Genomic DNA, 18,055 nt, shown 5'->3' on the forward strand with positions numbered 1-18,055 from the left:
GACCCTTCTTCGTCACGGGCGAACACTCGTAAGGTCGCGGTCATGACTGGAACGACGTGGGCCAGGACGCTCGCAGAGGGACTCCTCGCCGAGGCGTTGCCGCGGCGCTGGGCGCATGTCCAAGGTGTCGCCGGCCGGGCCCGGACGCTGGCCGCGATGCTTGGTGATGACACCGACCTGATCGAGGTCGCCGCTTGGTTGCACGACATCGGCTACGCGCCGAGATTGGTGCGTTCTGAGTTCCACCCTCTCGATGGCGCCAGGTACCTCCGAGACGAGGTCGGGGCGGACGACGTCCTGTGCCAATTGGTTGCACATCACACCGCTGCCGCGATCGAAGCTGAGGAACGAGGCCTCGGGCTGGAGTTGGGCGAGTTCGCTCGGCCTGCGCCGCGGCTGCTCAACGCGCTGATCTACTGCGATCTCACTGCGGGAGTTGATGGTACGACGGTCGATGTAGAGCAGCGCCTGGCCGAGATCCTGACGCGCTACCCACCCGAACACGTGGTGCATCGGTCGATCACCCGCTCGGCGCCGATCCTGCGGGAGGCGGCTCGCAGCGTTCGTCGATGCTTGGCCGCCCCTTGCTCAGGTGAGGTGAGGGGTTCCTGAATTCTCCAGGTAGTGATCGATCCGCATGCGCATCGATCGGTCCATCTGGAGCCTTCCGAGGCTGTCGAAGCTGGCCCACTCCACCCGGGTGCTCTCGTCACTAGGTGTCGGAGTACCCCCGGTGGCGCGACCCTTCAGCAGGATCGAGAACTCCTGCCGAGCCTCGCCGTTGCTGGTGTACAGGATGATGTGCTTCGGATCGGTGTAGATACCGATCAGCCCGGTGATCTCACAATCGATCCCGGTCTCTTCGCGGGTCTCCCTGATCGCGGCCTCGGTCATCGACTCACCGAGATCGATAGCACCGCCGGGGACTGCCCAGTTGCCGTTGTCGGACCGCTGGATCACGAGCACCTTGCCGTCCTCGTTCTCGATCACCACGTTCACCGAGGGCACCATGCTGTTGGCGGGTGGTGCGGCCGGGTCGTCGTAGTAGTCGATCCTGCGGGCCATCAGTCCTCCGGTGGTAGTGGAACGGCCGTCTGCCAGACGTTGTCGAAGCTCTCGAGATAGATGGCCGCGAGTTCGCCGCCGGCGACCTTGCGGAAATGCCACACCGGTGCGTGCGGTGCGGGGAAGCCGTACGCATGAGTGTTGACGAGAACGCTCTCGTCCGAGCGATAGATCGAGTTGTACAGAACCGTCCGGTGCATCCTGAACTCGACGCCTGCAGTCTCGCGTAGAGGTGAGTACAGGATCAGCGCGTTGCGAACCTTGGCGGCCATGGCATCACCGACACGCTCCTGCTCGCCGCGGTCAGAGACATGCGAGTCCTCCGGGTCTCCGACCAGGAAGCGGACGCGGACGCCCGCGGACGCCTTCTTGCGGATGATGGTCTGCAGGCCACGGTCCTCGGCCAGGAACAGGCCCGCGTAGACCAAGACGCCGATGTCTTCCTCGGCAGTCTCGAAATGCCGTCGCCAGACGTCACGTGGTACCTCGCTGCGGTGCGGGTACACGGCCAAGATCTCGCTGGCGGAGGCCTTCGTCACCTGCTCGCGCGGAAGCGCATCCGGCCACAGGTAGCCCTCGTCGAGACCGAGCAGGGCCGACACCTGGTAGCGGTGGCGACGATGCGGATTGCGGCCGTTGACCCAACGCTCAACGGTCTTGGTGTCGACTTCGACGGCAGAGGCCAATTCGGCTGGCGACATGCTCTTCTCCAAGAGCGCGGTGCGAAGTCGTTCGTTGGCCATGGACCTAACCTAAGACATCTTGGGACGTTTTCATCCTAGGCAAGACGTCCTCGAAGCGTCCAGGTGGGTAGTAGTGGCGTCCTCACTTTCCGTAGCAGGCTGTCGTCATGAAACGACGACCAGCCTCCGGCCAAGGCAAGAGACCATGGGCTGCTCGCGCGTCATGACCAGGGATGAGCGCCAGCCCAACCTCCTGCTGAAGCAGGCGCGTGGCACGCTCTCCCAGGCTCGACTCGCCGAACTCGTCAACGACGAGATCCTGCGCGCGACGGGGTCGGTCGGTGCGATCACTGCCAAGTCGATCTCCGACTGGGAGCGTGGCTGGTACAGCTGGCCGGGAAAGCACGCCCGTGACGCGCTGTGCCGAGTACTAGATGCTCCTGACGCCGCAGCGTTGGGGTTCGAGAACCGTCGCACGGCGGCCGAGCCTGCGCCTGCCGTCGTCGCCGCGCTGGACATCACGGCATTGCTCGATCTGGCCGGCTTGAACGGGAAGGGTTCGCTCGGCCAGGGCGAGGTCGGCCGGCTCGAAGTGCCTGGCGGTCGTCTGTTCTCGGGCCTCGACCTCGACGCGTTCTACTGGCCGGCTGAACCAACCGGAAGCGATCGACTAGCGGTGAGATCGCTCGATGACGCGGCGACGGTCCGGCCGGACAGGCGGTCCGCGGTGATCGCCGTGACCGATGCCGCGGGGGAGGAGTGGTACCACGTTGCCGACGGTCGTCAGTTCGCCCGGCAGCCGCTGGGACCTGACCAGACACGCGATCTCTCCTCGGCCTACATCCTCGACGACCTCACGGTCGCGATTCTCTGGATGATCACGAACACCGATGCAGCGCTGCTCTCAGACGACTACTCGCTCGAGCACTACCGGACCCAGCTGAGCCCGTACGACGAACTACCGTCGTCCAGCCTCACCTTCGGGGCTGTACCGGACCTGCACGAGCTCTCGGCTCGCTGGCTGGGCTCCAGATTTTGCGCGGACCACATCCTGCGCAACCTCAACCGGCTGACCTCGGCGCCACTGTTCTGGAGTCGCGAGCAACGCGGCGAGGAGGCATCGTCGTGGTTGATCTGGACGCACAAGATCCAGTACCTGAGCGCGACCTCGAAGGTGCTGAAGCGCCATCGACGGGCGTTCTGCATCCCTGAGCACGAGGCGGCCAAGTCGCCGCGGTACGAGCGCGTTCTCATGCTCCTCGCCGTCACCCTGATGGAGGCATTCCAGATCACCGTCGACGTCACCACCGATCCCGACCACGGCCAGGTCGAAGGCTTCGTCCTCGGCGGTGAAGCCATCGTGGCGAACTGGCTCCGCGCTCCCGGTCTCTGGTACGTCGAGGCGAGCGCACCGCCGTCACGCCGAGCGGTGTACCGGGACATTGCCGCGGCTGCCACCAGTCGCTCGATCATCGATCAACCGACGACGGCGCGCCGTCTTGAAGCTCTCGCCGGCTATCTCGACATCCCATGGCGCTGGTTTCGCAAACGCTGCACAGAACTGTCGGCAGTCGGCGCCAGCGGGATCGCCCAGCCTCGCAGCAGACTGCTTTCCACCATGGGCCTCGACCTCGCCCTCAGCTACGTCGCCAGCCTCGACCGCAACGAAGGAGCATGACTTGCACGCCGCCGAACTGACTATGGGCCGCACGTTCGCCGTCCGCTTCGACCACGGCGAGGATTTCTTCACCTCACTCGCCACCTTCTGCGAGCACCACGGTGTACGTCAGGGATTCATTCCGATGTTCATCGCGGGCCTGCGTCAGGTCGAACTGGTCGGCACCTGTGAACGAGTGGCGGAGCCCGAAGCGCCGGTGTGGTCCTCAGTTCGTCTGGAGAGCGTAGAGGCGTTCGGCGGCGGGACTCTCGCCTACGACGCGGACGCCGACGCCGTTGTGCCTCACATACACGTCTCGGTTGGTCTCAAGCACCAGTCAGCTACGGCGCACACGAGCCACCTACTGAGCGCCGAAGTTCAGTTTCTGACCGAGATGTATGTGGTCGAGGTGGCTGGCCCGACGATGTCCCGAGTTCGATTGGCTGACCTGTACGACGTGCCGCAGCTCTTGTTCTGAGATCGCTCAGTCTCCACACTCGGCCCAGGCGACGACTAGGCGAGAGAGCTGAGGGCCGCCGGACGGACCGAGCGATCGACTGGTCGGCGATCTCGGACTTCCGTGATGCCAGTGTTGTTATGAGCCAGGCAAGGCAAGTGCGGCAGCCAGCTCAGTTCGCGGGCAGCTCACCGGCACAATCGACCCAAGCCATCAGCACGCGCTGCCGCGCTGTGGCCACCGAATCACACCTAATCGTGGGTTTGCGCTGGAAGCTACGGAAAGGCCAGAACAGCTCGACGCGCGCGCGGGGTCGGCCACCACGGTGCCGACCTGCGGCGCAGGAACCGCTCTGTGAGCTCGACGCGGCGCGGTCCGAGCTGGCCGGCAAACGGTTGGCCTGCTGGTGCCCGCTCGAGCTGCCGGCGGACGATGACCGCGGCCAGTGCTGAGCGCTGGTGATCTGACGGTGGTTCAGACGCTCACCGAAGCGGCCACGATGCCTTTGGCCTGCTCGATCACGACCCGGCTGTCCAGCGCCGACTGCAACTGGCCAGCGATAGTCTCGCTCTGACGGACCGCGCGATGCTGCAGCAAGCCGATCGTTGCCGCGTCACGCAGCGCCTGTGCCACCGCGATATCGTCAGCGGTCAGTACCGGCCGGTCACGGCACAATAGCGTCGTCGCGCCCAGCACCGTGGCTCTGCCCGCGAAAGTTGACGGCGTTTGCTCGTGAAAGCCGACGGCAGTTGGTCTCGTCTCTGACCGTCGGCTGCGGTAAGTCCGCCGGTACGGTCCCCGAACAGCACCTGGTCTGCCGCTTGCCGCGCAGCTGCTCGAAGGTTGCCGGCTAGAGGTTCTGGAGGTCGGCGTCGACCAAGTGGCGGAGGGCTTGTGCGTGGTCCTGATAGGCGGATCGTCCTGTCTGCGTCAGTCGCAGCCAGGTCCGGATCCGGCCGCGGCCGGTCGGCTTGGAGATCTCCAGGTAGCCGGCAGCGGCCAGGATCTTGAGTTGCTTGCTGAGGGTCGCATCGCTCACTTCGAGAAAGTCCCGGACGATGGCGAACTCCCCGGAGTCGACGCCGGACAAGAACGCGCAGATCCGGAGCCGGTGAGGAGAGTGAATGATCTCGTCGAACCGTGCGGTCATCTCGCGATCGGCCCATCCCGGACCTCGTCGCGCAGTGCTTGACCGACCCGGGGGCTGCTCGCCGTCACGATGACCGCGACCCCGAGGCCGATCAGCACGACCACCCCATCGAGATCGGTGAAGCGGGCCACGGTCGCCGCAGCGATCACCCCGATCATTGCCGAGAAGGCGGCAACACCGGCCCAATGATCGGCTCGGCCACCGGTCTGAACGGTCACCGCGAGACCGGTCACCCGCTGCCGCCACATCACCAGCAAGATCGCGCCCGCGATGAACAACACCATGGCCGGGATTCGAACCCCCCAGCCACCCAGACCGAAGGCCACCGTGAAAGCACCGGCGCCCAGACCGACCAGCGGGTGGAACCACCCAGGCATCTTCAACCGCTCAGCCGCAGCGGACCGGGCCTCGCGCACGACCTCCAGATGATCGCTGTCGTCGAACTCCTCATGACTTACCATATCGGCAACTCAACCACTTGCACTAACGGTAAGTCAAGGGTTCGGGAGGCTTGAGAAGGCAGGTCGGGGTCTTGCTGAAAAGATCGGTCGAGTATGTCGAAACCAGCTGGGTGGCTCCGACAGCCTTGATGAAAGCACCAACCATCGACAACTCTGGGAGAGATCGTGACCGTCCAGTTCAAGCCTTACCTGTACTTCCAGACTGAGTGCCGCGAGGCGATGACCCACTACCAGGCGGTCTTCGGTGGCGAACTCGAGGTCACCACGTTCGGCGACTTCGGCATGGTGGGAGAAGGGGATCCCGGCCGGGTGCTGCACGCGTCGCTGACTGTCTCCGAGGGCCTGGTCCTGCAGGCCGGCGACGTCACGGCGGGCTCCACCGCGCGCACGGGCGGCTCGATCCAGATCAGCGGCAGCGACGAGGCCCAGCTGCGTGGCTGGTTCGACGCCCTCACTAGAGACGGCGAGGTTCACATGCCGCTGCAGCAGGCGGCGTGGGGCGGCCTGTTCGGCCAAGGCGCGGACCGGTTCGGTATCACCTGGCTGGTCAACGTCGCCCCAGACGGGAACTGACCAACGACCAACGCTGAACGCGATCCGGGTCACCGGGGCAAACGCTGAACTTGGCCAGCAGCCTTGCGGCCTCGATGTTGCTCTTGGGAGGCGACGCCACAGGTAGGACAGCCGTGGTGGTGCCGCCAAGCCCGGATGTCGCGTCCTGCTGCAGTTACCGTCCAGCAGGTTCCGTTGTCGGCGATGTCGAGCCAGCCGAGCTGGATGAACAGGTCCGGCCAGCCGTCGGGCGGGCCGGCCGTGGTGTGTGAACTAACCGTGAATAGGCTGTCCGGAAAACGTGCGGCACCTCACTGACCCGTTTTGATGGCCATCCGGGATCAGGAGCGGTTGCTCCGGACGGATGTTCATGAGGTCCGTGGGCAAGAAGAAGCCAAGGTCCTCGTTCGTTCGCTTCTGAGTTCAAGCCCGAGATTGTCGAGTTGGTCGGTCGGTCAGGTCGTGGAAGCATCAACCAGGTCCAGCGCATCGTCATGACCCCGCCAACTCCTCGAAGGCGTCCAGCCAGCCATCCTGTGGATGAACGGACGGCGCCTGGCGGCAGCTCAGGTGGCGGGGTTCTGGAGAGCTTGGGCGAAGCGGGCGGTGATCAGGATGGGGCGAGTGATCGCGGTGCCGACGACGACGGCGAAGGCTCCTCTGGCCAGGGCCTGCGCGGCTAGTTCGGGAGTGTCGATCCTGCCCTCGGCCAGGACCGGGATCTCCAGCTGTTTCGCCAGTTGCTCGAGCAGGTGGAGGTCGGGTCCGCTTGTAGCGGACTCGTCCCCGGTGTAGCCGGCCAGCGTGGTGCCGACCAGATCGGCGCCGGCCGCGGCAGCGGCGACACCCTCCTGGTAGTTGGACACGTCGGCCATAACGAGTGCATCGGTGCGCTTGTGCAGCTCATCGATGTTCTCAGCCAGGGTACGGCCGTCGGGACGCGGCCGGTCGGTCGCGTCGATGGCCACGATGTCGGCGCCGGCCGCCACGACGGCAAGTGCGTGGTCCAGCGTCGGGGTGATGTAGACGCCCGAGTCACCGTCCTTCCACAGCCCGATGACCGGAACCGAGAGAGCGGCGCGGACCTCGGCGATGTCGTCAACGCTGTTCACCCGCACGGCGGCGGCACCACCGAGCACCGCGGAGCGCGCCATCGCCGCGATCATCCGGGGCCCGTGCAGCGGCTCTCCGGGCAGTGCCTGGCACGACACGACGAGTCCACCCTGAAGCCGGTTCAGCAGCTCTGACCGGTCCGGTCGCGGCGTCGGACCGGACCTGGGCTCGCTCGTCGTCGAATCGGTCATCAGGTGGTCCCTCCGGGGTGTGTGAGGCCGAGTTTCTCGGCGTACGCGGCGGTCAGGTCCCGCCAGGTCGTCCTCCCGGTCGCTGTGGCGACGTTCGGCGGACGGAGGGGGCCGGCGGCGAGTCGTTCGCCGGCGGCATGCAGAGTTGCGCGGTCCCGATCGCCGGCCAGGTCCTCCGGGCACACCTCGAGCCGTTCCCGGCGTTCGCCGGCCAGGCCGCCGGCGGCCGTCAGCAGTTGGGCCGCGGGAAAGAGCGGGTCGCTCGGCGGGATGTCAGTTGTCCAGGCGATCGCCGCACCGCCGACGACCAGTGCCCGTTGTACGGCGAGGCGGTGGCCGGGCTGGTCCAGCACGGTCGCCGGCGTGAGCCCGCGCGCCGCACAGTACGCCGCAAGCGTCCCTGCGGCCTCTCCGACCGACCACTCGGCACTGTGCACTCGGTAGGCGGCCGCCGCGACCTGGGTGGCAGCGAGATTCTTCGCGGCGGCCAGCAGGTTCACCGGCCGGTCGGCGATGAGGGCGCGCATCGGTATCTGGAAGGGCGCGGTCGCGGCGTACACGGTGTCCGGGTGACCGACGCGCGGGTGGAAGTCGATGTGGTACTGCGCCACTCCGACCGCGTCCGGCATGGCTTTCGCGCGGGCCCGCCCCGGCACTGGCGCGAGGTCGGTACCACGGACCGGGCCGGCGGTTCGCAGCCGCCGGGACTCGCGGACATAGGGGAACGCGGCCAACCCGTCCGCGGTGCCGGCCACGGCCGGCGCGAGCCGGAGGGACCGGAAGCCGGCTCCCGAGCCGTCGTCATGGGGAGCTTGGGTCTGGAGCCAGTGCAGGAAGCTGAGCGACTGCTCGCGGGACTCGCGCCTGGCTCGTTCCGGTTCGTGCACCAAGGAGGCGTCGGCGTAGTCGTTGGAGACCCAGTTGATCAGCGCCACGTCAGGGTCGTGGCTCAGCCGACGGTAGCTCCAGAACGGCGGCCGCCCGTCGGGTCCGTCGACGAACATGCGGAACCGGTGGGTCCGGCCGTCCCATCCGGGCACGTCGAAGGCGAACCGGTCGGCCCACCGGTGGTAGGACCCGGGACGGCGTACGGGCTCGAAGGTAGCTCCGGGAACATGTTCGACCACGAAGGACCACGTACAGGCCTGCATGGCCAGCGGGTCGGGCTGCGCCAGTGCATGCTCCTCGCCGAACACAGGCCCTTCCGAGCCGGTCACCCAGGGCGCGCCGGCCAGCGGGAGCAGGTCGCCGAGCTCGGTCGCATCGCAGAACAGGCTTGCCTCGACGACTGTGCCGTCGGTGAAGGTGACTTTGCGCAGGGATCCGGCGGTGAGCGTGACAGCGGCGGAGGCGATGCCGGTCAGGACCCGGACACCGGCTTGGTCCAGGAGGGTTTCGAGCACCCGTCGGCCGACAGCGGGCTCGAAGCACAGCCGGCTGACCCAGCCTTCCCCGGGGTTGAGCTGTCCGCCGGAGGCAGTGCGGACCGCGTCGCGGAACGCGCCGTAGGTCGCGGTGCCGGGGAAGGTTTCGACGTCGGGGTGCTCGTCCAGAGCACTGACCAACTGGCTGGTGACCTGCCCGCCGACCTGGTCGGTCGCCTCGGTCAGTACGACACGCAAGCCCCGGCCGGCAGCGGCGAGTGCGGCAGCGCAGCCGCCCAGGCCGCCACCGATCACTGCGACATCAGCGGACACATTCATGCGGGGTTCACCTCGAAGTCGATTTCGAACGTCCGGTTCCAGGGGAAGCGGACGTTCTCGATCCGCCAGCCCGGGTCGATCTCGGCGAGGCGTTCGGCCAGCAGCCGATGCGCGTCACGAGTCGCCGCCGAGTCGGGGTCGATATGGTCGTGATGGCCGGGGTCGCTACCGATGGTCGCGCGTAGCTCTGCACGGGCGCAGCTCATCCAGCCCCAGTCCTCCAGTAGCCGGTGGCGCAGCAGCCGTGCGTGGGCGGCCGGGTCGAAGCTGCCCAGCCGCTGCCCGACGACGGTGGCCAGCGCGTGTGCGAGCGCCGTACCGATGGTGTTTCCCGCTGTGTTCCAGCCCGCGAAGCCGGCCAGCCGGTCCCAGCCTGTTCCGAGCCGGTCGCGGAGGGCGGCCATCAGGGCCGGGTCGGCGCCGTTCGGATAGGCGCAGTCGGCGATCGCGACTTGTGCGTCGGCCGCCAGTAGCGCAAGGACCAATTCTGCCGTGAGGGCGGCAGCGTTGAGGTCCGTCGTGGCTGGTGGGTCCAGATTGAAATCGCCATCGCCCCGGGCTGGTGGATGAATCACCAGGTGCAGATCGGCGCGGTCGTCACCCACGAGCTGCCCACCGGCGGCCGCGATCTGGCCTGCCGCGGTGTCGCCGACGGGCACGTTCTCGTACGGCGCAACCCGGTCCAGTCCGGCCACGGCATGCACTTTTACCCGGGGTGAGGTGAGGGCGGCTTCGTGCAGGATCGCTCGCACTGTCAATACGGTCGCGACCTCATCCGCGCCCGGGTAGGTCAGGACCGTACGGCCGAGGTCGAGCCAGTCGCGCCAGCGGCCCAGCCACTGCTGTTCAGCAGTTCCGACCGCCGCGCGGGCGGTGTCGTCAGCGCCGATGACCAACGTGGTGAGAATGCCCTGCTGCGCCAGGCTGAGGGCGGCGAGGTTCAGAGTGTGATTGCGTAACCTGCGACCGAAGAAGTCGGCCGCCACGGCTGCCGGTACGGGTGTGCGTATCTCGCTGCCACGGTGCATCTCGGCCGACAGGGCGTGCAACGCGCGTCCGTGCCGGGCGTAGTACTCCGGCTCCTCGAAGGCCTCGTCGGCGTCCGGCGTACGCATCACGACGGCCGAGGCGTGAACCGGTACGCGCAGCTCACGCAGCACCTCCCAGCTGTTGAGGACCTGGCTCAGGCCCTCGGCGCCCAACCGTGACGGGAGCAGGCCGCCCAGACCGAGGGTCTCGAGTGCGACTACCGCGCCGGCCGCGCCCGGTGCCTGTTGCACGAGCCACTTCCCCAGGTCTTCCCGCTCACCGGGACTCCTTAGCCGCGGCAGGAGATGAGCCGGCGGAAGAACCACCTGGACGCCTGCCACCGCCCCGACCAGCTGGGGTAGCGCGGTGGTGGCCGGCCGCTCGTCCAGGGGCAGCAGGATGAGGCGCTTCATGACAAGGTCTCCCGAGCGATCGCCGCGGCACCGATGACCACGGCGTCGGCGCCAAGTTGACTTTGCCGTAGGCAGGGCGCACCGACGGCTGGAATCAAGGTGCCGGAAAGGGCGTCAGCCAGCGGCCGGCTGAACACGTCACCGGAGTCGAGCACGCCGCCACCCAGCACGATGACGTCCGGGTCGAGGGTGTTGACCAGACCACCGAGAGTTGCGCCCAACGCGGCGGCACCTTGGGCGAGGACCTGCCGGGCCACCAGGTCGCCGGAATCAGCCCGCCGTACGACCTCTCGCAGATCCCGGACTTCCTCGCCGGACCGGCGGGCGAACTCTGCGGTCATGGCTGGACCTGACGCGACGGCCTCCAGGTGTCCGTCACGGCCGCAGGGGCAGGCCCGGCCGCTTGCCGCGGCAGCCTCGAGGTGACCCAGGTGTCCGGCCGCGGCGTTCCGGCCGTGCACGGGTGCACCGTTCACTATGAGCGCGCCGCCGACACCGGTGCCGACCATCACCGCAATCACGTCGCGGGCTCCGCGAGCGGCGCCGTAGTGGTGCTCGGCAGAGGCAAAGGCGGACACGTCGTTGACAGCACGCACCGGTACGCCGAGGTGTGCGCGAAGTTCTTCGCCGAGGTTCGTTCCGGCCCATCCGTCGATCGCGTTGGTGGCGCCGACGATCACCCCGCGGTCGGGGTCGACCACTCCGGCCGTGCCGACGCCGACGGCCGCCAGGTCCTGGCCGGCGCTGACCTGGCGCACCAAAGCGGTCACGGCGGCCAGGACAGCGCTGGGTCCGTTCGACGCAGGCGTGGTCGCGGTGGCGCGGACGACGATCGTCGCGTCGGCCGAGATCAGCGCGGCGACGAGCTTGGTGCCGCCGATGTCGACGCCCGCAACCGCGGCGTCGGGGCTCACGTACCGCTCCTGGTGACGGTGACCTGGACGTCGTACCGGTCGGCTCGGTAGAGGCCACGCGCGCGTTCGATCGCGCGCCCGGCGGTGTCGTAGGTGATCCGGGTCATCAACAGCGCCGCGGAGTACGGCGGGACGCCGAGGAGCTCGGCTTCGCGGGTATTGAGGACGGTGGCGCGGATGTGCTGGTCCGCGCGGTCCGGAGCCGAACCTGCCTCGTCGAGCAGCTGGTACAAGGAATCGCCGAGGACCCTGTCGTCGAGGTCGGGCAGCAGCGCGGCCGGCAGCCACACGTTTTCGAGGCACATCGGCACGCCGTCCGCGGTGCGCAGCCGTTCCAGGTGCAGCACCGGGTCGCCGGGGGGCAGGTTCAGGTCTTGCGCGATGCCGGCGTCGGCCTCGAGCCGTTCGTGGGTCAGCAGCCGGGAGCCCGGGGTCATCCTGCGGGCAGAGATGTCCTCGCTGAAGGAGGTCAGGCGAAGCGACTTCACCACGGTGGTGGGGTCTGCCACGAAGGTTCCCGAGCCGTGGACCCGGTAGACCAGGCCGTCGTCGGTGAGCAGCCGTAAGGCCTGGCGCACCGTCATCCGGGACACTCCGTACGTGGCCATCAGCTCGCGCTCGCTCGGCAGCGGGTCGTGCGGCAGGAGTTTGGACAGCTCCACGCGCAGTAGTTGACGCAGCTCCTGGTACTTCGTCTGCCGGGTGCCCTTCGCGCCGGCGCCGTTACCGGCCTGCGTTGTCTGTGTCGTCATCCCTTGACCGCCCCTTCGCCGACGCCGCGGAAGAAGTATTTCTGCAAGCTGAAGAACAGTGCCAGCAGGGGGATGAGGGCGATCATGGTGCCGGCCGCGATCACCCGCTGGTTGGAGGTGAATGTGCCGGACAGGTACTGGATTCCCACCGTGAGGGTGTAGTTGTCGGGATTCTTCAGCACGATCAGGGGCCACAAGAAGTCGTCCCAGGCGAACATGAAGCTGAAGATGGCCACGACGCTGAGCGTGCCACGGACCGAGGGCATTGCGACCCGCCAGAACCGTTGCCACTCCGAGGTGCCGTCCAGGATGGCGGCCTCCTCCAGCTCACGGGGCAGCGCGAGGAAGGCGTTGCGCATCAGCAGGATCGACAGACCGGTCACCGCGGTCGGCAGGATCACCCCAGCGAGGGTGTCGACCAGGCCGAGTGACCGCGCGGTGAGGAACACCGACACCATGATGACCTCGAAGGGGATGACCATGGTGGACAGGAAGAGCCAGTACGCCGCCGTCCGGCCCCGAAACTTCATCCGGGCCAGGGCGTAGCCGGCCATGCTGCCGAACAAGCAGTTCGTCGTGGCGGCGGCCACCGCCACCATCAGCGAGTTGCCCGCGAACTGCCAGACGGGAATGGTGTCGGCCACCTCGGCGAAGTTTTGCAACGTCGGATGCGCCGGGATCAGCTGGGGAGGATAGTCGAAGATGTTCTCGGTCGGGCCCTTCAGCGACGTCGACAGCTGCCACAGGAACGGCCCGGCCAGGAAGACGAAACCGACGCACAGCAACAGGTAACGCAGGGCCAGACCGGCCACCCCACGGCGGCGCCGCGGACGGCCGGGTGCCGGGTCGCGGTCTCCCGCGTGCCGGGGCCTCTCGGCCTCGACGGTGGTTTCAGAAGAGCTTGCGGTCGAGTTGCTCATCAGCGCTCCCTGCTCATCCGGAAGAAAATGATCGAGAACCCGACGGTGCAGATGAACAGCACGAGGCTCATCGCCGAGGCGTACCCGGTCTCGCCGGCCAGGCCCAGGCCGACGTCCCGGATCCGGAAGACCAGCGACTGGGACTGACCGCCCGGGCCGCCCGAGCCGTTGCTCATCACGTAGATCTCGGCGAACACCTTCGCCGAAGCGATCACCGACAAGATGCCGACCAGCAACATCGTCGACCGGATGGTGGGCACCGTGATCGACCAGAAACGTCGTACTTCGCCGGCGCCGTCCAGCGCGGCGGCCTCGTGCAGCTCGGCCGGCACGTTGGCCAGCGCGGCGAGGTAGACCACCATGTAATAGCCGAGTCCTTTCCAGACCGTCACGAACATCGCGCTGAAGAGCAGTAGCTGGGCGTCGGTGAGGAACGGCAGCGGGCCGCTGATGACCTGCAGACTCTGCAGCACCCAGTTGACCAGGCCGTCGCTTTGCAGCAGCCAGGTCCAGACCAGACCGACGACCACCATCGAGGCGACGACGGGGGAGTAGAACACGGCCCGGAAGAACCCGATCCCGGGGACCTGTCGCTGTACCAGGAGTGCCAGCAGCAACGGCAAGGTGACCAGCAACGGGACGCATACCACGACGTACAGGGCGGTGTTTCCCATCGCCAGCCAGAAGGTGTCGTCCTGACCCATCCGGATGAAGTTCGCCAGTCCGGTGAAGTGCCCACCGCCCAGCGCCTTGGCATTGGTGAAGGCCAGCACCGCCGTGTTGGCGAACGGGCCGATTGAGAACGTCGCGGCGATCAGCAGCGCCGGCGCCAGGAACAGCCACGGTGTGTACCAACGGCGTCCGGTCATGAAGTACTCCGATCCTCGGACCTGACTGCGGAGAAGAGACGGTGCGGCGCCGTGGACCGGCGCGCCGCCGGCCTCAGCCGTTGTTCGCCAGGATCTGGTTGCTCTCGTCAACGGCCTGGTCGAGGGCGTCCTTGGCGGACAGCTTGCCCTGCATCGCCAGCTGGACCTTGCCGATCACGACCTTCTTCACCCGGTCGTCGAACTGCAGCGGAACGAGATTCCTGGCCTTGGCGATCTGCTCGGCGGAGATCTTCCGCGCCTGGGACTCCACGCTCCCATCGGAGGTGTCGGTGAAGTACGGGTCCTTCAGCGAAGCGGTGGTCGAGGGCAGGATCGTGACGATCTTGGCGAACGCCAACTGGTTCTCGGCGTTGGTGATGAACTTGGCAAATTCGACCGCGAGCTTCTGATACTTGCTGGCGGCCGGCACCAGCAGGCCCATCACCGACATGTTCGGCGTGCCGCCGGGCCCGGTAATCTGCGGGCCGACCTTGGTCACCGCCGCCACCTTCGGGGCGTTCTCCTTCACGATGGTCAAGAAGTTCGGCCCGCTCGGGAACAGCGCGATCTTGCCCGCCTGGTACGCCTCGATCTCCTTGGAGTGGTCCTGGGTCAACGAGTCCGCCGGTACCGCCTTGGCGTCGTACAGCGCCTTGAGCTGCTCGACATACCGCACGGCCTCCGGAGTGTTGAACGTCCACTTGGTGCCCTGCTCGTTCAGCAGCGGCACCCCGAGCTTGGCGAGGGTGGTGACGAATGAGTTCTCCAGGGCCGGGTGCAGCCCGTAGAACTGGCCCCGACCGGCGGCGGCGAGCTTCACGGCGTACTGCTCGAGCTCCTGCACCGTGGTGGGCGGCTTGTCACGGTCCAGGCCGGCTTTGGCGAAGAGGTCGGCGTTGTACATCGTGACCTCGGAGGTCAGGTACCACGGGAAGCCGTACGCGCCGTCAGCGCCGGGGACCTTGAAGGCGTCCCACGCGCCTGGAACGTAGTCGTCCTTGACGTCACCGGCGACCTTCGCCAGGTCGAGGAACAGCTTCTTCTGCTCCAGTGGCTGGGCGAAGTTGGGGTTCAAGTTCACCACGTCGGGCAGGGTGCCGGCCGTGGCGTCGGTGGTCAGTTTCTCCTGCGCACCCTGGAACGGGATGTCGACCCAGTTGATCTCCGTGCCCGGGTGAGCTTCCTCGAAGCGCGCGATCACACCATTGATGTAGTCGGTGAAGGTGGGCTTGAGCTGGAGCGTCTGGAAGGTGATCGTCCCCTTCAGTTCGCCGCTGAGCTCCGCCGGGCCGGAGGCGGCGCCGGGGTTTTCCCCGGAGCCCAGGCCACATCCTCCCAGCGCCAGCGCGATCGCGGTCACGGCAGCGCCGAGGCGAGTGCGCCGCCCGGGCCGTACCCGAATTCTGTTCATGGGTGCTCCTGTCAGCGAAGGATGGCCGTCCGACTGCGGGTTGCCGGACGAAGATGACCACACCGTCACACCAAGTGGTCCGTACCAGTCTCTGACGGTTCCTACCCGACGTCAACCCCACAACCCCGCTAACAGCAGCGATTGCGGGCGGCATCCGACGGAAGGTCGCTCTTGAGGGTTTACTTGTCCGTACCACTTGGGTCACGATTGGCCTTGCCCTGCCCCACGCACAGAAAGTCGACGACACCATGTTCGGACGACGATCGAGCCGGCCCGCCCGGCACGCACTGACCGCGACAGCACTCGCGCTGTCGATGATTTCGCTGCTTGTCCCGGCCGCCCGCGCCAACGATCCGGGTGGCAGCGGGCCTCGTGCCGTTGCGGCCGACGGCACAACGCAGGCGATCACGGCCATCAACCCGTCCAGCCGGACCGCCGGCTCGTTCGCCCTTTACACGCCGGACTTCGGCGCCAGCACCAAGACCAACCAGTACGGCGGTGAGGCGGTCCTGCGGGAGACGGCCGAGCCCGGGACCTACCGGGTCGACAGCGTCTGCACCGCCTTCGACCCGTGCGCCAGTCCGGGCAACAACGCGATCCCGGTCGACGGACTCGTGCTGTCCGCCTCGCCGGGCGGTACTCCCGATGTCCGCCTGTTCCTCCGGGACCACGTTCAGGCAGGCGAGCTGATCCGACTGGCCGATCTGCTGATCCGCACCGTCACCGCCACGCTCGACGCGATCGATCCCACCGTGGCAAACAACCCGCCAGGCGTCGATCCCGCCACCGGCAGGTGCTACCCGGGCTGCCGTGGCGGTGAACAGCTGATCGCCTACACGGCGGCATCCGGTGCGCGCACCGGAACGAACGACTTCGGATTCGAGGTGGACGTCGTCAACGGCCGAGTGGTCGCCCGTGGCGGCAACAACCGCGATATCCCGAGGGACGGCTTCGTTCTGTCTGGACACGGTGGTCGCGGCAACTGGCTGTCCAGCAACGCCGTACTCGGCGCGAAGGTCACGCTCGATGGAGGCGAGGTCACCATCATCGTGGACGCTCAGACCTACATCTACGGCGCCGAACAGTCCGTCACCCGCGCTCGACAGGGCCTGGCCCGGTCCGGCGCCGATTGCCTCGACTTCCCGGTGGACTCGGCCCAGTCGACCACCAACGAGGCCACTGCCCTCCTGGCCCAGGCGCGATCGGCTGCCGAGGGCGGCGACACCGACCGTGCCGTCAGCCTGGCCGAGAACTCCCGGACAGCCGCCGACCTCGGTTGGTACCGCACGCGAGAGTCCCGGCCGGTCGAAGGCCGCGGCATCTGGGTGCGCCCCGTCGAGACGACCCCCGCACAGATCGACAAGACCCTGGACCGGTTGACCACCGCGGGGATCAACATCGTCTTCCTCGAGACGGTCTGGCAGGGCTACACGATCTACCCCAGTGAGGTCGCGACCCGCCACGGGATCGCGCGGCAGCGGCCGGAGATGGTGGGCTTCGATCCCTTGAAGCACTGGATCGACGGTGCGCACGCCCGTGGCATGGAGCTGCACCCGTGGGTACACACGTTCTTCGTGGGTGCCCAGGCCGTCAACGAGAACGGCGGCCCGGGCCCCGTCCTGACCGCCCATCCGGAGTGGGCAGCCGTCGAGCGGGAAGACGTCGGGAAGTCCGGCCCTCAACCGTCGTCGCAGGAGCCCGGCTACTACTTCGTCGACCCGGCAATCCCCGCCGCGCGCAACTACGTTCGCTCCGTGTTCGAGGAGATCCTCACCAAGTACGCCGTCGACGGCCTCCACCTGGACTACATCCGCTACCCGGTCTCGCTCCCCTGGCAGACCGCGTCCTACTCGTACTCCGACCACAGCCGGCAGGCGTTCCAACGCGAGCACGGGGCCGACCCTTACACCCTGACCCCTGCGGACGAGCTGTGGACCACCTGGAACCAGTGGCGCGAGAAGCAGGTCACCACGTTCGTCGCCGAGGTGCGCGAGATGCAGCGATCGGTGGCGCCCGACCTGCCGGTCTCGGCGGCGGTCTTCCCGAATCCCTCGGACGGTCTGGCGAAGAAGTTCCAGAACTGGGACGACTGGGTCGACAAGGGCTACGTCGATTTCCTCACCGGGATGTCATTCGGCACCTCTGGTGAATCGGTGGCCGAGGAGACCAAGCTGATGCGCGACGCGGTCGGCACCGGCAATCTGCTGTACACGGCCACGTACGGGCCCTTCCGCTCCTCGACTCCCGACGTGATCGTCGAGCAGGTCCAAGCGGTCCGTGACGCCGGCGCGGACGGCGCGGCGCTCTTCGCCTACAACCAGCTCTCCGCCCCACAGTCCATCGCGCTGACCGAGGGAGTCTTCCGGACCAAGGCGCTCGTCCCGCACCAGGATCTCGTCGCTGCGGCACGGGCCGGCCTCGCCTACACCGGCCGCGGAGTAACGAAGGCCGACGGCACCTGTGTCTCCACCAAGGCGGGCCGCCAGCTCCGGCACGACCTCCAAGCCGCCGACCGCTGGCTACGACTCGGCAAACCCGACCGAGCAGTTGCCGCGATCACCAGCGCGACCAAGGTGATCCAGGCCGACGCGACCGTCCAGCCCGGTTACGCAGCACGAGTTCTCCGTGATCTCGACATGTACCAACGCTGGATCCGCCGCTCGAGCTAACTCGTCAACGGCGCACCGGCGGCACCCGACCCGGATGGATGGATGG

At 67.4% G+C, this 18,055-nt stretch carries 18 protein-coding genes; 5 read left to right on the forward strand and 13 right to left on the reverse strand.

Annotated elements, in window-relative coordinates; all coding sequences use genetic code 11:
* Window positions 1-42: 42 nt before the first annotated feature.
* Window positions 43-612 (forward strand): HD domain-containing protein, encoded by a 570-nt coding sequence (locus HDA39_RS00130; protein WP_184793203.1) that lies wholly within the window; start codon window positions 43-45, stop codon window positions 610-612.
* Here HDA39_RS00130 and HDA39_RS00135 read toward each other — a convergent pair.
* Together HDA39_RS00135 and HDA39_RS00140 are read right to left on the reverse strand one after the other, a co-directional pair.
* Window positions 589-1,065 (reverse strand): NUDIX hydrolase, encoded by a 477-nt coding sequence (locus HDA39_RS00135; RefSeq protein ID WP_184793204.1) that lies wholly within the window; start codon window positions 1,063-1,065, stop codon window positions 589-591. The genes HDA39_RS00130 and HDA39_RS00135 overlap by 24 nt on opposite strands.
* Window positions 1,065-1,808: a helix-turn-helix domain-containing protein gene (locus HDA39_RS00140; RefSeq protein WP_184793205.1), complete on the reverse strand. Its 744-nt coding sequence runs from the start codon at window positions 1,806-1,808 to the stop codon at window positions 1,065-1,067. The genes HDA39_RS00135 and HDA39_RS00140 overlap by 1 nt, the downstream gene beginning before the upstream one ends.
* A 73-nt stretch (window positions 1,809-1,881) precedes the next feature.
* On the opposite strand from HDA39_RS00140, the gene HDA39_RS00145 reads away from it, so the two are divergent.
* Both HDA39_RS00145 and HDA39_RS00150 read left to right on the forward strand, forming a co-directional pair.
* The gene (locus HDA39_RS00145; RefSeq protein WP_184793206.1) at window positions 1,882-3,426 is read left to right on the forward strand and encodes a hypothetical protein; all 1,545 of its coding nucleotides are present in this window, start codon (window positions 1,882-1,884) and stop codon (window positions 3,424-3,426) included.
* Window position 3,427: 1 nt separating this feature from the next.
* A complete protein-coding gene (locus HDA39_RS00150; protein WP_184793207.1) occupies window positions 3,428-3,883 on the forward strand; it encodes a PPC domain-containing DNA-binding protein in 456 nt (151 codons plus the stop codon).
* 453 nt (window positions 3,884-4,336) lie between these two features.
* On the opposite strand, the gene HDA39_RS00155 is transcribed toward HDA39_RS00150, so the two are convergent.
* The 3 genes from HDA39_RS00155 to HDA39_RS00165 all read right to left on the reverse strand — a co-directional run bounded on the left by HDA39_RS00155 (window position 4,337) and on the right by HDA39_RS00165 (window position 5,473).
* Window positions 4,337-4,558 (reverse strand): ANTAR domain-containing protein, encoded by a 222-nt coding sequence (locus tag HDA39_RS00155; RefSeq protein WP_184793208.1) that lies wholly within the window; start codon window positions 4,556-4,558, stop codon window positions 4,337-4,339.
* A gap of 154 nt (window positions 4,559-4,712) precedes the next feature.
* The gene (locus HDA39_RS00160) at window positions 4,713-5,012 is read right to left on the reverse strand and encodes a transcriptional regulator (RefSeq protein ID WP_184793209.1); all 300 of its coding nucleotides are present in this window, start codon (window positions 5,010-5,012) and stop codon (window positions 4,713-4,715) included.
* The gene (locus HDA39_RS00165; protein WP_184793210.1) at window positions 5,009-5,473 is read right to left on the reverse strand and encodes a hypothetical protein; all 465 of its coding nucleotides are present in this window, start codon (window positions 5,471-5,473) and stop codon (window positions 5,009-5,011) included. Before HDA39_RS00165 ends, HDA39_RS00160 begins: the two co-directional genes overlap by 4 nt.
* Window positions 5,474-5,638: 165 nt before the next feature.
* Between HDA39_RS00165 and HDA39_RS00170 the strand changes: the two genes are divergently transcribed.
* The gene (locus HDA39_RS00170; protein ID WP_184793211.1) at window positions 5,639-6,046 is read left to right on the forward strand and encodes a VOC family protein; all 408 of its coding nucleotides are present in this window, start codon (window positions 5,639-5,641) and stop codon (window positions 6,044-6,046) included.
* 545 nt (window positions 6,047-6,591) lie between these two features.
* On the opposite strand, the gene HDA39_RS00175 is transcribed toward HDA39_RS00170, so the two are convergent.
* The 8 genes from HDA39_RS00175 to HDA39_RS00210 form a co-directional block, all read right to left on the reverse strand.
* Window positions 6,592-7,329 (reverse strand): N-acetylmannosamine-6-phosphate 2-epimerase, encoded by a 738-nt coding sequence (locus tag HDA39_RS00175; RefSeq protein WP_184793212.1) that lies wholly within the window; start codon window positions 7,327-7,329, stop codon window positions 6,592-6,594.
* The gene (locus tag HDA39_RS00180; protein WP_184793213.1) at window positions 7,329-9,032 is read right to left on the reverse strand and encodes an FAD-dependent oxidoreductase; all 1,704 of its coding nucleotides are present in this window, start codon (window positions 9,030-9,032) and stop codon (window positions 7,329-7,331) included. Before HDA39_RS00180 ends, HDA39_RS00175 begins: the two co-directional genes overlap by 1 nt.
* The gene (locus HDA39_RS00185) at window positions 9,029-10,474 is read right to left on the reverse strand and encodes a DUF4127 family protein (protein WP_184793214.1); all 1,446 of its coding nucleotides are present in this window, start codon (window positions 10,472-10,474) and stop codon (window positions 9,029-9,031) included. Before HDA39_RS00185 ends, HDA39_RS00180 begins: the two co-directional genes overlap by 4 nt.
* Complete coding sequence (locus HDA39_RS00190) at window positions 10,471-11,388, reverse strand: ROK family protein (protein ID WP_184793215.1); 918 nt, start codon at window positions 11,386-11,388, stop codon at window positions 10,471-10,473. Before HDA39_RS00190 ends, HDA39_RS00185 begins: the two co-directional genes overlap by 4 nt.
* Complete coding sequence (locus HDA39_RS00195; protein ID WP_184793216.1) at window positions 11,385-12,140, reverse strand: GntR family transcriptional regulator; 756 nt, start codon at window positions 12,138-12,140, stop codon at window positions 11,385-11,387. The genes HDA39_RS00190 and HDA39_RS00195 overlap by 4 nt, the downstream gene beginning before the upstream one ends.
* A complete protein-coding gene (locus HDA39_RS00200; protein ID WP_184793217.1) occupies window positions 12,137-13,060 on the reverse strand; it encodes a carbohydrate ABC transporter permease in 924 nt (307 codons plus the stop codon). Before HDA39_RS00200 ends, HDA39_RS00195 begins: the two co-directional genes overlap by 4 nt.
* The gene (locus tag HDA39_RS00205) at window positions 13,060-13,929 is read right to left on the reverse strand and encodes a carbohydrate ABC transporter permease (RefSeq protein WP_184793218.1); all 870 of its coding nucleotides are present in this window, start codon (window positions 13,927-13,929) and stop codon (window positions 13,060-13,062) included. Before HDA39_RS00205 ends, HDA39_RS00200 begins: the two co-directional genes overlap by 1 nt.
* A 73-nt stretch (window positions 13,930-14,002) precedes the next feature.
* Complete coding sequence (locus tag HDA39_RS00210) at window positions 14,003-15,340, reverse strand: ABC transporter substrate-binding protein (RefSeq protein WP_184793219.1); 1,338 nt, start codon at window positions 15,338-15,340, stop codon at window positions 14,003-14,005.
* 248 nt (window positions 15,341-15,588) lie between these two features.
* Here HDA39_RS00210 and HDA39_RS00215 point away from each other — a divergent pair, with 248 nt between their 5' ends.
* Window positions 15,589-18,009 carry a glycoside hydrolase family 10-like protein gene (locus HDA39_RS00215; protein ID WP_184793220.1) on the forward strand — a complete coding sequence of 807 codons (2,421 nt, stop codon included), beginning with the start codon at window positions 15,589-15,591 and terminating at the stop codon, window positions 18,007-18,009.
* The last annotated feature ends 46 nt before the right edge of the window (window positions 18,010-18,055 follow it).

It is taken from the genome of Kribbella italica, from assembly GCF_014205135.1.
Taxonomy (GTDB): Bacteria; Actinomycetota; Actinomycetes; order Propionibacteriales; family Kribbellaceae; genus Kribbella; species Kribbella italica.